The 14180-nt window shown below is 67.2% G+C and carries 14 protein-coding genes and 1 pseudogene; 5 read left to right on the plus strand and 10 right to left on the minus strand.

Features of this window, described 5'->3' with window-relative positions:
* Nucleotides 1-451 precede the first annotated feature (451 nt).
* Nucleotides 452-766 carry a hypothetical protein gene (locus ACFV0T_RS38120; protein WP_385789511.1) on the minus strand — a complete coding sequence of 105 codons (315 nt, stop codon included), beginning with the start codon at nt 764-766 and terminating at the stop codon, nt 452-454.
* Between the two features lie 52 nt (nt 767-818).
* Entirely contained in the window at nt 819-1145 is a 327-nt protein-coding gene (locus ACFV0T_RS38125) for a hypothetical protein (protein WP_385789513.1), read from the minus strand.
* Nucleotides 1146-1222: 77 nt separating this feature from the next.
* Between ACFV0T_RS38125 and ACFV0T_RS38130 the strand changes: the two genes are divergently transcribed.
* Nucleotides 1223-2035 carry an IS5 family transposase gene (locus ACFV0T_RS38130; protein WP_385789515.1) on the plus strand — a complete coding sequence of 271 codons (813 nt, stop codon included), beginning with the start codon at nt 1223-1225 and terminating at the stop codon, nt 2033-2035.
* Nucleotides 2036-2721: 686 nt separating this feature from the next.
* Here ACFV0T_RS38130 and ACFV0T_RS38135 read toward each other — a convergent pair.
* The gene (locus tag ACFV0T_RS38135) at nt 2722-3270 is read right to left on the minus strand and encodes a GNAT family N-acetyltransferase (RefSeq protein WP_385789516.1); all 549 of its coding nucleotides are present in this window, start codon (nt 3268-3270) and stop codon (nt 2722-2724) included.
* 593 nt (nt 3271-3863) lie between these two features.
* Here ACFV0T_RS38135 and ACFV0T_RS38140 point away from each other — a divergent pair.
* Complete coding sequence (locus tag ACFV0T_RS38140; protein ID WP_385789518.1) at nt 3864-4253, plus strand: hypothetical protein; 390 nt, start codon at nt 3864-3866, stop codon at nt 4251-4253.
* 584 nt (nt 4254-4837) lie between these two features.
* Here ACFV0T_RS38140 and ACFV0T_RS38145 read toward each other — a convergent pair.
* Nucleotides 4838-5962, minus strand: coding sequence for an NAD(P)/FAD-dependent oxidoreductase (locus ACFV0T_RS38145; RefSeq protein ID WP_385789520.1), 1125 nt, complete (start codon nt 5960-5962; stop codon nt 4838-4840).
* A gap of 939 nt (nt 5963-6901) precedes the next feature.
* On the opposite strand from ACFV0T_RS38145, the gene ACFV0T_RS38150 reads away from it, so the two are divergent.
* A complete protein-coding gene (locus ACFV0T_RS38150) occupies nt 6902-7408 on the plus strand; it encodes a hypothetical protein (RefSeq protein WP_385789522.1) in 507 nt (168 codons plus the stop codon).
* Nucleotides 7409-8997: 1589 nt separating this feature from the next.
* Here ACFV0T_RS38150 and ACFV0T_RS38155 read toward each other — a convergent pair.
* From ACFV0T_RS38155 to ACFV0T_RS38170, 4 genes and pseudogenes are all read right to left on the minus strand, one after another.
* A complete protein-coding gene (locus ACFV0T_RS38155) occupies nt 8998-9144 on the minus strand; it encodes a hypothetical protein (protein WP_385789523.1) in 147 nt (48 codons plus the stop codon).
* 741 nt (nt 9145-9885) lie between these two features.
* Nucleotides 9886-10158 carry a hypothetical protein gene (locus ACFV0T_RS38160; RefSeq protein ID WP_385789525.1) on the minus strand — a complete coding sequence of 91 codons (273 nt, stop codon included), beginning with the start codon at nt 10156-10158 and terminating at the stop codon, nt 9886-9888.
* Nucleotides 10158-10397 carry a hypothetical protein gene (locus tag ACFV0T_RS38165; protein ID WP_385789527.1) on the minus strand — a complete coding sequence of 80 codons (240 nt, stop codon included), beginning with the start codon at nt 10395-10397 and terminating at the stop codon, nt 10158-10160. Before ACFV0T_RS38165 ends, ACFV0T_RS38160 begins: the two co-directional genes overlap by 1 nt.
* A gap of 152 nt (nt 10398-10549) precedes the next feature.
* Nucleotides 10550-10714: pseudogene (locus ACFV0T_RS38170) on the minus strand (XRE family transcriptional regulator); the annotation flags it as partial.
* 548 nt (nt 10715-11262) lie between these two features.
* Here ACFV0T_RS38170 and ACFV0T_RS38175 point away from each other — a divergent pair.
* Both ACFV0T_RS38175 and ACFV0T_RS38180 read left to right on the plus strand, forming a co-directional pair.
* Nucleotides 11263-11712 carry a DUF4395 domain-containing protein gene (locus ACFV0T_RS38175; protein ID WP_385789529.1) on the plus strand — a complete coding sequence of 150 codons (450 nt, stop codon included), beginning with the start codon at nt 11263-11265 and terminating at the stop codon, nt 11710-11712.
* 7 nt (nt 11713-11719) lie between these two features.
* On the plus strand, nt 11720-12148 hold the full coding sequence (locus ACFV0T_RS38180; RefSeq protein WP_385789531.1) for a thioredoxin family protein: 429 nt from the start codon (nt 11720-11722) through the stop codon (nt 12146-12148).
* 251 nt (nt 12149-12399) lie between these two features.
* Here ACFV0T_RS38180 and ACFV0T_RS38185 read toward each other — a convergent pair whose 3' ends face one another.
* Together ACFV0T_RS38185 and ACFV0T_RS38190 are read right to left on the minus strand one after the other, a co-directional pair.
* Nucleotides 12400-12678: a hypothetical protein gene (locus tag ACFV0T_RS38185; RefSeq protein WP_385789532.1), complete on the minus strand. Its 279-nt coding sequence runs from the start codon at nt 12676-12678 to the stop codon at nt 12400-12402.
* A gap of 379 nt (nt 12679-13057) precedes the next feature.
* Entirely contained in the window at nt 13058-13525 is a 468-nt protein-coding gene (locus ACFV0T_RS38190; RefSeq protein WP_385789534.1) for a DUF6174 domain-containing protein, read from the minus strand.
* Nucleotides 13526-14180 lie beyond the last annotated feature (655 nt).

Here is a 14180-nt window from a genome sequence, read left to right on the forward strand (position 1 = left end):
GCGCCATTGATGCTGATATCGAAATAAACGTTGCTCATAGCCCCCATCCTGCCACCCCCACACCACACCCCGACCACACGGGGTACCGGCACACCACCACACCACCCGACAGCACCAACACTGGCGGCCACCGACACACACCACCCAGCCGACCACGCACCCGGCACACGACACGGACCGCGCCCGACGCGGGGAACAGCGTCCCTCCCGACCGTCCACGGATACAGAGTTGGCGATGGAGCCCGCCGGTTCGGTGACCGGGAAGGCTGTCACGTCGTCGGTGCGCAGTAGACCCAGTCCGGTGAAAACTGCCAATCGTGGGGACTGTCGGCGAAACCCGTCATCCCCCCGGGCATCGCGGTGCTGATCGACGACGTGCTCTTCCGGTAGCACTCCAGGGCCGGCTCGCCCGGTGGACCTGCCCCCGCCATCCGGCCGCCTCCGCACCCCTTCAAGACATGCCGCCGCCTCTTCGCCCACCGCGCGTGAGCTGGCCCGCCATCATGACGATGACGCCGGCCAGCAGCATCACGCCACCGCTCAAGGTCCCCAGCATCCGGGTACCGGGGTCACTCATCAGCATCCCGAACACCAACTGCCAGCACAGAGCAAAAGCCACCACCAACTGGCCCCAGCCATACAGGCGAGGACTACGGACACGACGACGATTCATCGGCAGCACCCAGCCACGCGTAACCGCCGCGAAACCAGCAGCAGCAACAAGCAACGCCACGACAAGAAGAGGTAGGGCGAAATACGGATTCATGGGCTCCGTCCCACGCGCCGGACCCACGCCGGACACTCGCGAGATCATGACATCAGCCACACCCGGGGCAGACTAGCGGGGCGCCTGGACGCCGCCAGCAGTGAGACCGGCGATCAGCCTGGGACTCAGGCGCGGACGAGGAGAGTACCGAGCGACGCAGGGTTGGGTGCGGCAAGGCCTCCGCCTCAATGCTGGTGAAGCCGTGCCGCTTGAGGATGTCGGCCCGTTGAACTGCGGTGTGCTGCCAGCGGTAGACGATCACCTCGTCCTCGCGGCCCTCCAGCCACTTGCCGCCCATCTGCTGCGCACCGTACTGGCCGACGGCCGGCTCCCGGTGCGAGAACGCGAACACTCCGCCAGGCGTGAATCGCTTGGCCACGTAAAGCTCGTAACACGCTCTTGTTGGAGCTTCCGGGTGAGGCGTGACCGGTGTGAAGATTCGGCCGTTCGTGATCTGTGAGTACTCGGCCGTGGATCGTGGACGACGACTTGTGGGCGCTGATCGAACCGCTGCTGCCGCCCTGGCCGGAGAAGTCACCGGGCCCACAGCCGGTGGCGGACCGGCTGTGTCTGCAGGGCATCCTGTACGTCCTCCACAACGGCATAGCCTGGCAACTCCTGCCGCTGGAGCTGGGATTCGGCTCGGAACAGACCTGCTGGCGGCGTCTGGATCGCTGGCAGCAGGCCGGCGTCTTCGACCAGTTGCACCGCATTCTGCTCGCCGAGCTGAACGCGGTCGGCGAACTCGACTGGTCCAGAGCCTGCGTGGACGGCTCCCACATCCGCGCGAAAAAAGGGGGAGCCGACACCGTTCCGTCGTCGGTCGACCGGCGGAAGACGGGCAGCAAACACCACCTGATCTGCGATGGACGCGGTATCCCGCTGAAGGTCATCACGACTGCGGCGAACGTCAACGATGTCACCCAGACGCTCGCCCTGGTCGACGGGGTCCCGCCCGTCGCGGGCCGTCCCGGTCGGCCCCGCCGCAGACCTGAAGCTCTGCTCGGCGACAAGGGCTACGACTCCAACGCCCACCGCGACGAACTGCGTCATCGGCGGACTTTGCCCGTCATCTCCCGCAAGGGGTCACCAAACATCAAGGGGCTGGGCAAGCTCCGCTACGTTGTCGAGCAGACTTTCGCCCTGCTCCACCACTTCAAGCGCCTGGCCGTCCGCTGGGAGCGCCGCACCGATCTTCACGACGCCTTCGGCTCACTCGCCTGCAGCCTCATCTGCTGGAGACGGCTTCGGAAGCCCAAGAACAACTGACCGGTGTCAGAGCAGGCCAAGACCCCAGCGGGCTCCTTCAGAACCTTGGTACTCTCCGCGCATCTACGGCGAGACGGGGGAGATCGTGGGAGCAGAGCCGTCGAGCCCTGAGACCCGCTGGCTCAGAGGAACTGGCTTTGGGGTCCTCTTCGGTGGGCTGACCGCGGTGGGAACCACTGCTGCCATTGGAAGGGCATGGGCTGCTTGTGACATCGGCGTCAACGCAGCAGCCAACAGCTTTACGTTGCTGTTTCTTGCCCCTCTTATATGGGTCGCCACTGCGGTTCCGTGGGTGATTCTGCACAGCACTCTCGGGAAACGTCATCGCAGGACAGCCCTGATTGCAGGGGTCGTCTTCACCCTGTGGTTCGCCTGGTTCCTTGTTACGTGGCTCGGCATGCCGGACTCCTACCCCGCCCCGCTGTGCCCGGCGAACGTTCCACCCTGGTGGCCAAGCTTCATCCCGGCATGACTCCGGCGAAGCCCGTGGACAATCTTGGCACCGGGAACGGCACCCTACCCAACAGCACCCCCGAATCAGCCACAGCCCGCCAACAAGATCGTGTTACGAGTTCAAAGAAGCCCCCTCACGAAAGTATTGTCACTTTCGCTGTCGCGCCATGAAGACATGCATGACCCTCTGTAAGAAAATTTGAGGCTGATCGTTAGTTGCCGCGCGCAGATGATCAGAGGTGGCCGTCACTGTCCCTCAGCTGGCCCGGCAAGATCTCGCTGGACGGCTGGCGCAGCAGGTCGCGCTCGTACCAGGTGCCTGGTTTGCCGCCGAGGTGGGCCGGGTCGGCGGGTCCCAGGGGGACGAACCCGGCTTTGGCCAGCACCTTCTGGGAGGCGGCGTTCTGGCGGGCGGCCGCCGCCCGCAGTGTACGTAGCCCATGCCGGGCCGCCGCCAGCCGACACAGCTCGCGGACATTCGTGGTCGCCACGCCGTGGCCGGCGATGTACTGCGCGACCCGGTAGCCGACTTGCGCAGTATGGTCCTCGATGTCGACCAGATTGAACCTGCCGAGTACCGAGCCGCCTTCGTCCACGAGAAGGTAGAAGGCACAGATGCCGGCATCCTGCTCAGCCAGCAAGGCGGCGTATCGGTCGGCGAACTGGTCGAAGAAGGCGTCGCCGCGGTCGGAGACCGAGGCAGCGAAGTAGGCGCGGTTCGCCAGCTCGAAGGCCAGGACCGCCGGGGCGTGGCCGATCTGCAAGCGCTTCAGCTCGGGCATTGCCCGACCTTACCCAGGCCGAATGCGAAGCTCCCACCTGTTTTCCGTCAGCGACAGGCGGTCTCAAGCCCAAGGCCTGTACCGTTCCACAGCTGGAATGGTGACCAGCACCGCAGTCCAACACCAGACGATCTCGCGGCTGGCACTCCCCCACTGACGTCAAGCACAGATGTCACGGACAGCGAAGGTTGTGCCGTGTACGCCACGAAGCACGTCGGCTCCGTGCCCCAGCAGCGGGGCTCCCAAGGACTGTGGACGCCCATGCGCTCCTTGCGTAGGTGACACCTGGCTCTCGCTCCCGAGGCGTGCCACTCCTGTCAGAGCTGTTCCTCGTGGCCTGCGTGCCGCTTCCCCCCAGGGTGCCGGATGCTGTCCGGCGCGTGAGCGCGGAGGCCCAGCCGACGCGCAACCGCGACCGGGCGGCCTGATCCCCCGGCAGCGTCGCTGAATCGCCGGTGAGCCATGAGCCGAACGAAGCAGACTGTAGCTGCTGCCACGCACGGCCCGACAGCGCTGCGTCCCTTGCTCCGGGCCGGAGACACGGGCGTCGTGCCTGTGGGAGGCGAAGCGATCTGCCACGGAGATTTCGGACCGTGGAACATCGTGTGGCAGTGGCACACCGGCCCGTGGGGATCATCGACTGGCACTTCGCCCGTTCGGCTCCGCGGCTGCACGACGTGGCCTACGCGCTCGAGTACGTTGCTCCGTTCCGCAGCGATGCCGATTGCCTGAGGTGGCTGCACTTCCCGGAACCGCCCGACCCCGTAGGCGTGTGGAGCTGTCCGGTACTGCCTATGCTGCCCAAGGCGTCCGGCATGGTTGATGCAGTCATCGCCAGGCAGCAAGAGAACATCGAATTCGTCCGCTGGCTGGCAGGGCAAGGTCATGAACCCCAAGCGACCTGGGTCGCGGAGCGCGTGCTCCAAGAGCGCGAAAGCAGGGTGGTCTGGAGCCAGTCGAACCGAATCCTGTTCGAGAGCTGACTCGTTCCGTCAGGGCCCGGCGGTCTATCGGTCAGACGCGTTCAACCCAGGTGGCTGCGATCTGGCCGCCCCGCACCACACGCGGATGGAGCCGGCGCGGCCGCACTTGCGGTATCCCGGACCGCTCTGCGTCCGCGCGATCGCCTCGGCAGGACGACACGAGGGCGTCACCGCGGTGCAAGTAGTGGACAACCGAGCTGTCCGGCCTGGTGACCGGGCCGTCGCTCCATGCGGGCCGTCGCACGCGACCACCTTCCCGGTAACCCGGTACCTCGTCGCGCACGCAGCCTCGGCAAGCGCAGGACGGACCGAGGCGCCGGCCGACGCTTCCGGGGCCGCCGCCAGGGCGGCCAGGACAGTCGCTGCGGCCACGGGGGTCATTGGTCGTCGCTCGATCGTGCCCGGACAAGCACCGCCGTGTCCTGTCTCGGCCTCACCTCGGCGTTCACCCGACCGGTACCGCTCCGTGGGTGATCTCGAACCGCGGTCGGTTCAGCCTGCGGGACAGCGGACATCCCCTGTTGCGATTGGGCCGTTCCTCAGCGACACATCGCCTTGCGTGGTGACACCCGAGTCTCAGGCTGTCACGGGGAGAACCGCTCCGGGCGGAAGTCCGCGAGCATCTCATCTCTCTTCCCGCTGAGAATCTCTGCAGCAAGCAGTCGGCCGATGACCGGCCCGAGCGTGATGCCGCTGTGAGAAACGGCTTCGTAGTAGCCCGGCACAGACGGCAGCGCTCCCACCGAGGGGAATCCGTCGGCGGGGATGGGCCGGTTGCTTACCCGTGTCTGTGCGATGCGGGCGTTGTCGAGTTCGGGCAGGACGTGCCGCGCCGAGTCGTGGAGCAGTTGCGCGAGTTCCGTTGGATCTGGGCCCGTGTCGATGAGTGCGTCGATCTCCCGGCTGTGGAGGACCACCGAAGCGTCTCCGTCAGGACGGATCTCGACGTGAGGAGCGTGCATGGGCCGGTGGACCGGGGCCTGAGCACAGTCGAGCCGGGTGACAACGCCGGGTTCCCGGCGCATCGGCAAGTGCCGTGCGATCAGCTCGGCGACATGGGAGGCGCTGGGGCCTGCCGCGTTCACGACAGTGTCGACGTCGAGACGGCTCCCGTCGGACAGAGCGACTGTCCGAGTGCGCCCGTCGGCACCGGTGCCGATGCCACGGACCGCGGTGCGGGTCCGGAGCTCGGCACCGAATGCAACGGCCTGGCCGACCAGGCGGCTGACGAGATGCCGTCCGTGCACCCAGGCTTCGTCGGGGTAGAACAGGACCCGGACATCGCCGGGCATCGTGAGAGCGGGCTCGAACCGCCGACGCACCTCGTCCCCCGTGTACACCTCGACCCGGTAGTCCCAGCCGGCCAATAGTTCAGCGGTTTTCAAGAACTTGGCCTCGGCTGCGGGCTCGTCCGCCCAGCGCAGGTGGCCGCTGGGATACCACCACGAGTTCGGCCCGATGGTCGCCGCAAGCTCACGGTAGGTCGCCATGCCCGCGACGTTCAGGTCGAAGTACGACCTGCGCACGGTCTTGTTGCTGGCGTTGACCCAGGAGAACGACCAGTTCGTGACGCCTTCGCCCGGCAGGCCTGCGTCAATGAAGACCACCTTGGCCCCGTGCCGGGACAGGTTCCAGCCCACGCTGGCGCCGATGATGCCCACTCCGATGACAGCCACACGGTGAGGCCGCTCCACGGATCCGTACTTCACGAACGTCCCCTTCCCAGATCACGGGCGAACTTCCCTTTTCAGTTCAGCACCCGAACGCAGATATCAGCACCCGAACACGGGACTTCGGCCGGACCCGAGTGTCTCGGGGGTGCACCGTTCAACGTTGCTTGCGGGGTGCAGGTGATGGCGATGACCGTCTCGCTCACCGCCATCGTGTGCGGAGCACCGGAACACCGGAGCGCGCCGCCCCATGCGCAGCTCTCCCGGCGTACGGTCCAGGACTTCCGCAGCCTCAGTCGCGTCCAGCCCGAGCGTGGATCAGCCCCCAGCGCACTTCCATCCTCCCAGAATCCCTCAGCGAGCCCCCGAAGTATCTCTCAGCGAGATGGCGGCAGTCTCGCATTTGTGTTGGACAGCGATAGTTTCGTCGAGTGATTCTGTTCATCGGAAAGTCCGCTCGAAGCAGGAGCTGGCTCATCACGGGAGGCTGCAAGATGACTTACGCGACGCCGCCGATATCTCTGGGCAGCGGCTACCGGGCGCGATAGCGCAGGAATTAATATCCCCCTTGACTGGAGAAACTTTCCGACGATGTGACGCTGGAGTCCAAGGTCTTCAAGGGGGCCATCCACAGGGTCATGGATGTCCTCGCGATTCCGCCCTATGCGCACACTCTCTACGAATGCCAGGACTTCATTCGCATCCGTACGTATGGAGAGACTGAATTCGGCCGGAACGCACACCGAAGGACGCGCGCAAGGTGACCGCCACGATCATCAGGCTGGTCACCGAGGCGCTCGATATCTCCCGGCGACATTTCCTTCCCCTTCATTCCGGTGCCTGGCGAGAACTTCTCGTTCGGACGAGGGGAGCTGCAAATAGCCGAAGGCGCACCGCACTGGTGAATGCCAAGGGATGTCCGGACGTCCCGAGCTCGGAAACACGCCAAATCAATCTAGGAACGAGGAGACAACTATCATGACCACACCGAACGAGCCCACTGGCGGGTCAAAGAACCAGGCGCCGCACCTGACCTACTACCCACACTGGCTCGACAATCTCGCCGACGACGTCATCCTCCAGGGCAACTTCGCCAACGGCGAAGTACTCGGGAAGGAAAAGGTGGCGAAGCTGCTGGGTTTCGCGCGAAGCATCTACGCCTTCCAGGACTTCCGCTTCTACGGCGAGCGCGGCGAGCTCTTCCTGGAGGACTACCAATCCCGCATCCGTGGCAGCGAGATCTACCGCCCGGACGGAATCGAGATCTACAACTTCGTCGTCGTGTACTTCAACGAGGCGGGCGAGACCAGTCAACTCGTCATGAACCACCGGCCGCAGTCGGCCGCCCTGCTGTTCTCGTCCCTGCTGGGGAAGCACTTCGGTGACGAGTTCGGCTCGGACCTCTTCTACAAGGGCGACGTCAGCGATCGGCTGCTCGATCACGACCTGTCTCGCGGTCAATGGCCGCCGTCGTCGCCCCGCTGACTTGCGTCAGTATCCGGCAGCCGACCAAGCTCAGATTCAGAGTCCCCGTCAGCAAACCGACAGGGACTCATGAACTATCGAGGCGGGGGCCTGCAGAAGAACAACGTGCTGGCGCGTAGTGCGCAGACCTGCGACGTCAAGTCTCAGAGCCAGCAAGTTGATTCTCTGCAGGCCCCTAAGGGCTGTCCCGTAATCCCCGGCGGGCGCACGACGACAGCTACGGCACCTCGCCGCGTTGTCGGATCGCCCGCATACGCCCAGTATGCGGACGACCCTCCGCCTTGCGATGCACCGCATCTGACGCCGCGCGCTGATCCACCAGGGATTACGGGACAGCCCTTAGCCGTGCTCGCTTATGCCTTCCTTGCCGCCGTGGCCGCCCGTGCCTTGCGAAAGGAGGGCCGAGGAATCGCTTCGATCACCCTCACGCTCCTCACCGTGGCAGAAATGCGAACTTGGAGCAGCGGGGTCCGCGCAGCGCCCATCGCCGCACGGCGCTGCCCGGCGGTCGTGCGGATGTCCGGACGTGTCTGAATGTGCTGGACAGAGTCTGTGTTGGTCACGGTGGTGCCGAGGGCCGGCATGCGTGTGCGTCCGAATGTGTCCGTGCCGGGGTCTTCGGTGTGGTCGAGGTCCCGGCGTCACTCGGTCCCCGAGTGTGCGGCTGCACGAAAGTGCCCAGGTCACCCGGTGACCTGGGCACTTCGGCCTCGTCACGCCGCGCGGGGCGACTCGGAATCCGTCACGCACTGCGGCCGGAAGGAGCCTCGCCGAAGCGATACTCGCCGTGCTTCCCGAACTCGCTCCCACGCGCGCGACGCAGTCATGCTCCAGCCCGGGCGGGCAGAGCCAGACTGCCGGAACAGTTCGATCGGCGAACCTCCCCCTACCGTAGGGATCCGCGCCGATGATGCCTGATCCGGGCCCTGCTCCGCGAGACGTACGGCACGGTTCGGGCGGCAGGTCGGTCACGGGGTGGCCGTCCCCATGACGGCCGGCGCCTCCGTCGGAAATCGCCGGACGGTCACGGTGCGGGCCTCGCGTCGTTGAGCGGTGCACCCGCGAACCTGACCCGGGGATCCTCACACTTCGGGCCGGAGCGATGCCTCGGCGCTCGCTTGCGGAGCCGTACGGGGGATCGCCGGGCCGTGTCGCGCGTGCGGACGTGGTCCCGCGTGCGGGCGGGACCTACGCTCTGCCTGCGGCCACCGGCTGGTCTTCCACCCCCCCCCGTTGATCACCGGTGGCCGCACCTCAACCGGCACCAAGCTCCATCCGGCAGATGCCGTGCCGGTCCGGGGTGCGGAGGACGCGTCGATCGCGCGGTTACGCGGCCCCGTCGGCCAGGCTGTGTGAGGCGCCGTAACGGCTGAGTGGCACGACAGCCGAGGAGGCGGTGACCGGCAACGGGAACGCAGACCAGCCAGATCGGCTGTCCATCGACCGCCGCGTGGTCGTCTGCGTGGTCACCGGACGGGGCGCGCCCGAGTACGACATCAAGGATGCCCTCAGCGCCACCCTCCGGGCGCCCATCGCGAGCCCGCCACGGGCCTGGCCGACGCGGTCCGCGACACCGACGGTCAGCCGCTTCAGGGTGCGCTCTCCTGTGCAGGAGAGGGATCCTCTTCGGCCGGCCCTTCTTCCGGTGGCAGCGGAAACAGGTGGTTCTCGAACGCGTCCAAGCCGAACATCATCAGCAGCAGGATCACCGGCACGAGCAGGGCGAGAGCGATCACGACACCTCCTGACCAAGCAGTGAGGAATGTCGCCGCTGCGCAGAAGCGGACCTTCAGCATGGGCCAAACGGGGGACGCCCGCATCTGCACCACCGATCTGTGCAGGTCGGACTGCTGTTCGGAGGCAGTTCCCGGACCCCTGCCCGGGATGTCGATATCAGGTCTGTCATTACCGGCGGGTACGGGCTATGTCGGGCCGCTATTGTCGTAATCCTGAGGCCAGGGCAAGACGGCGAGGGGGACGGGGTGACGGACGGGAAGCCCGGCGGCTAGGGCGAGGACCACGTCGACTTCCACGTCGATCTCTTCACCGGCTTGGCCATGAGCGGGCAGCACGTCTGCTCCGCACCGTCCCGGCACGCCGGCCGCTGTCCGGCCCCAAAGCGCGCGGGCGGTCGCCGACGCGCAACCCAAGACCGGGCCGCCCCGGTCCCCCGACAGCGCGCCCACCCCACCGGATGTCGGCACTGCGACCATGCGTTCGTCGGCTGGCACCCTGGGGTGACGTGGAAGCCGGACGCAAGGTCGCGGGCAACACCTGACGCAACAGCAGAGCGCAACAGCTGGCAACAGCCAGGGGGGCGGCCGTGGTGAGGAGGGGAACGCATCGCTCCTGACGTCATCCTGTCGGGCCGTCGGACAGACCGCCCGTACGAGCTGGAACCGTCACTCGACAAAGGAGTGCCGGTGTGCTGATGGTGGCGTCACGGCCGACTGGCCCTCGTCGAGGACGGCGCCGCCCTACACCTCGATGTAGGCGACGACCACGACGGTGCGCAGCGCGGTGACGAAGTAGAGGATGCGGACTGACTCGAGTTCGTCGGTGTACTGGCGCAACTGCGGGCGGGCGGTGTCACCGGGGATCGGCTCGCCGATGTCGGGGTCGACGGAGATGACGACCAAGGCACGGTCCAGGGCGTGGAGTTCGGCCTCGCGGGTGATGGTCTCCAGTTGCTTGGCGGCGGCGTCGGAGAAGACGATGCGGGCGCGGCGGGGGCCGTGCGGAAGTGTCATCAGGCGACGGCCGGCCGCTGGCCGGTGAGGCGGGCGAGGTGAGCCTCGCGCAGGTCCTCCCACGGGATGGAGTCCTCCACCGCGGGCAGCCCGTTTTCGGCGATGTCCTCCAGGACGGCGGCGAACCGGTCGGCATCAGCCCGCGTCTTGGCCGCGTACGCGCGCACCGCGTCGGCGGCCGCGGGCTCCAACTGCTGCCGGACGGCGGTGTCGGCGGAGGGGGCCGGCTGTTCGCTCATCGGGGCTCCAGGAAGGCGATCGGGCGTCTCACCACGGTATCGCCGGACCGACGGGTACGCGAGCACTCCAAGTGAAAGCCAGGACCGGATGCCCTCGGAACGACCGACGACGGACGCTGCCGCCGCCTCACCGTCCACCTCTCCCCGGCCGAGAAGTCCAGGTCGAGGTGATCAATGTCCGTGAGGGCGACGTCCGAGAGCGCCATGGCGCGGGTGCCGCCGTCCCGGCAGTACACGTCCTTCAACCCTTCGGCAACGATCTCGCGCATCTCCTGGTCACCGCCCCCGGCGTCGCGGGCGTCGAACAGGCGCTTCGCGTTGCCCTCGACTGGGCCGCATTGCGCCGGTACGTGGAACGCGTCGGGAACGTCGGGGTGCGTCGAGCAGAAGGAGGGAGCCCAACCCCTCAGGCCGTGGGTGGCGGAGCAGCGGCGGGCATGCGGGGTCGGACAGATGAACGGAAACCCAGGAAGAAGCACGTCTGTTGCTGCGCTTCGCGGCTCCGCGCGATCCGACGGTGGTCGCGGAGTGGGTCTCGTTCAACGTAATCGACACCGAACGCCAGTGACACCGAACGCCAGTGACACCGGATGTCGCGGACGACGCGGTGGCCTGACGAATACTGGCCCAGCTCACCTGGGGCTCTCTCGACTGTTCCTACGCGCCCCCGTGTGGACGGCCCTCATGTCCAGCAGGTGAGCGGTGATTGACCGCGGCGGGGGCGGCTGCTGCAATGGCGGCATGTTCTCCGAGACGTTCCTGGTTATCAGGGCTCACATCGACTTCGGTCGGGTGTGGTCCGCCGCGTGTCGCTGACCGCGCGCCCACATCGCCAGGATCCGTTCGTATCGTCCCGGAGTTCTTCATGCCTGACCGCACCCCCGGTGTGCCCGTCCGACTCGACCCGCGTGGGCCGCGCTTCGCCGCCGTGCTCACGACCCTTGTCCTGCTTCTGGTCCTGGCCACCGGCAGCGGCGTGTTGCTCGCGGCGCAGGCTGTCGTGTTCGCCCTCGGTGCAATTCTGGGACTGCGCTGGTCCCCTTACGGCTGGCTCTACCGTCGACTGGTGCGGCCCCGTCTCGGGCCGCCGCAGGAGCTCGAGGACGAGCGGCCGCCGCGGTTCGCGCAGGCGGTCGGCCTGGGCTTCGCGGTTGTCGGGGTGGCGGGCTACCTGTCCGGTGCCACCTGGCTCGGCATCGCCGCGAGCGCGGCGGCGCTCGCGGCGGCCTTCCTGAACGCCGCCTTCGGCTACTGCCTGGGCTGCGAGCTCTACCTGCTCGCGGTCCGCAGCCGGGCCCGGCTGAGCCACGGGTGAGGTGACCGTGAGCGATCCGACCGGGCTGTTCGTGGCCGCCTTCGCGCTGACGGCCGCGACCGTCTTCGGGCTGGTCCGTGCCCGTCGTGACGGCAGGCTGCGCGACGGAGGCCGGCGCGACGCACTGCGGTTGTCCTCCGGTGAGCTAGGGGTGGCGCTCGGCGAGCGGGCAACGCTGGTGCAGTTCTCGACGGCCCTCTGCGCGGCCTGCCCCGGCACCCGCCGCCTGCTGGCTGGGGTGGCCGCCCAGACGCCCGGCGTGCGCCACGTGGAGATCGACGCCGAGGCGCGACTCGACCTGGTCCGTCGCGTCAATCTGATGCGCACGCCGACCGTACTCGTCCTCGACCGTGCCGGTCGCGTCGTGCGCCGCGCCTCCGGGGCGCCGACCCGGGCCGACGTCGTTTCGGCGGTGGAGCTGGCCACGGCGGAATGAGAGACCATCTCGTTCTCCGGGGATCCGCAGCTGTCGTGCGGCCTTTCGTTTGTAACGAGTGGTGATTTTCCTGCATGGCATCACCCGACGCGATGTATCCGGGCAGTCGCGGTCTCCAAGCCCACCTACACGAGCTCGGCGTCTCTCCACAGTGCGGCAGAACTTCCCCTGTCCGTCAACTCGTCCCCCAGGCCAGCCTCCGTCATTGCCCAAGCCCTCGGCTACCACGACAAGTCCGCCCACCCGACTGGTCACCCAAGCCGACGGAACCTGGAGCCGGTATGCCCTCGGCAACCACACACGGTGACACCAGGTCCGACATCGGCGTCGAAGGCGACGGCGAAGGACGTGCGCTGGCGGTAGAGGTCGGTGGTGGCGTGGAGGCAACCGAGCACAGAGCCGATGCCGGGCATGCTGAGGATGGTCCAGGCGTGCGGGTGGTCGCGACACCGACCCTCGGTCAGGGCGTCAGCCTCAGCGATCTCCTGATCGAGGGCGATCACCGCAGGCGCCGGCTCGGCCACCAGCACGGCGGCCAGCTTCTCTCCGGCGACAGTCGTGCGCTGGGGCCTCGGGACTGAACGGCGGTGGCCGCCGCCTGAGTGTCAGTGGCGGTCGGCCGGTGCCGTTGGCCGGCCAGTGCAGCAGGCGGCAGGTCTGCCGGCCGCGGCAGTCACGCACCAGCGCCCCACGCCTTTCCTGATAGCTGGAGGACTGCCCGCCACTGCCGTTCAGGCGCTGGCCGTGGTCGACGAGGCCGTGGCGCGCGCCGCACTGCTCCATGCGCTGGGGCGCGCCGCAACCATCGCTCTGGCGTGTCGACGTTCCGCCGCTGTCTGCCTTCCAGCTCACCGGCCGGTCAGGCCGCTGGAACCTGCGGATCGCTGCCCCGGGGAGCAGCGAGTCGCGCTAGCCGTGGGTCGGTTCGTAGGAGCTGATCGTGTACAGGGCTTCGTCGTCGATGGAGTTCTTGTCCCAGTCCAAGGAGATCCGCACGGGATGCCCGTCGGCGGCATAGTCCGCCTCCGCCATGTCCGCGTCCTCACCGCGGGCCTGGTTCAGCGTCTTCAACAGCTTCCCGATGGTGGGTACTTCGCCTGCCAGATCCTGTGCCTGGCGTCGACTGTCCTCGTCGAGTCCGACCACGCCCGCCACCTTGCCGTTGCGCACCTTCACCCGGAACGTTCCAGCCAGGACCTGGGTACTTGACGTCAGCGTGTAGGAGTACGAGGAAGGTTCCTCCCAGGTGCTCTTCGGTTCGTTGGGTTCAGCAGATCGCGCGGACGGCGAGGACCCGCAGGCTGTGGTCACGCACAACAGGGCTCCGAGCAGCGCGGCCGTGGCCGCGGATCGAGTATGGGAACGTCTGGCAGTCATGGTGACTCCCTCGGGGTCGGTTACCGCTGTGACGCCGGGCGCCTCAAGAACGTTCACGGACGAGGTGCGCGTCACCGTGGCCTCGGGAATCACCGTTCGTCCTGGCGCGCGCCATCGGGTTCACCCTGCTGGCGCTGGTAAACAATGGCGTCATCGCGCTGTTGAACTGACTCACGAACGTGGTGCCTGCGACGGGCGGGGAGACCGAGAAGAACCGTGCCACGGGGATTGGCCCTTCAAGGGGCTCCGCTGCTGGCCGCAGGTTCGACTCCTGGGCGGAACACCCAGCAGATGGGAACGGGTGCGACCAGTTCGAGTACGGCCCTCAAAAAAGCCGAAGGTCCTGTCACTGTCTGCGAGGACCGGGACGCGCGTACCGCGCCGGGCGCGGAGTCTCCATGCTGGTCACGGGGCGCGAGGGGGTGTGTAGAGGTGGACGCTGGGCCCCGAACACGTTCCGACGGGCGAGATGAACAGCCGCAATGTAGGCCGCTCACGAAGGCATGCGCAACAGTCACCGCAACACATGGAGCAACACTCAGCGCAGCACTTGACGCAACCCGCTGTGCGACAGGTCCTGCTCCGGGGCAGAGAGCGGGCGTCAACCTGGTCCAAGAGCAAGCGTGCTTGATGGGCGTGGGAGACCCGAGGTCGG

The organism is Streptomyces sp. NPDC059582 (genome assembly GCF_042735715.1).
In the GTDB taxonomy this organism is placed as follows: Bacteria; Actinomycetota; Actinomycetes; order Streptomycetales; family Streptomycetaceae; genus Streptomyces.

What these genes read in the sequence shown, in the direction of transcription:
- ACFV0T_RS38120 (WP_385789511.1), bottom strand. Translation starts at nt 766, where the DNA reads ATGAATCCGTATTTCGCCCTACCTCTTCTTGTCGTGGCGTTGCTTGTT.
- ACFV0T_RS38135 (WP_385789516.1), bottom strand. Translation starts at nt 3,270, where the DNA reads ATGCCCGAGCTGAAGCGCTTGCAGATCGGCCACGCCCCGGCGGTCCTG.
- ACFV0T_RS38150 (WP_385789522.1), top strand. Translation starts at nt 6,902, where the DNA reads ATGACCACACCGAACGAGCCCACTGGCGGGTCAAAGAACCAGGCGCCG.
- ACFV0T_RS38160 (WP_385789525.1), bottom strand. Translation starts at nt 10,158, where the DNA reads ATGACACTTCCGCACGGCCCCCGCCGCGCCCGCATCGTCTTCTCCGAC.
- ACFV0T_RS38165 (WP_385789527.1), bottom strand. Translation starts at nt 10,397, where the DNA reads ATGAGCGAACAGCCGGCCCCCTCCGCCGACACCGCCGTCCGGCAGCAG.
- ACFV0T_RS38175 (WP_385789529.1), top strand. Translation starts at nt 11,263, where the DNA reads ATGCCTGACCGCACCCCCGGTGTGCCCGTCCGACTCGACCCGCGTGGG.
- ACFV0T_RS38190 (WP_385789534.1), bottom strand. Translation starts at nt 13,525, where the DNA reads ATGACTGCCAGACGTTCCCATACTCGATCCGCGGCCACGGCCGCGCTG.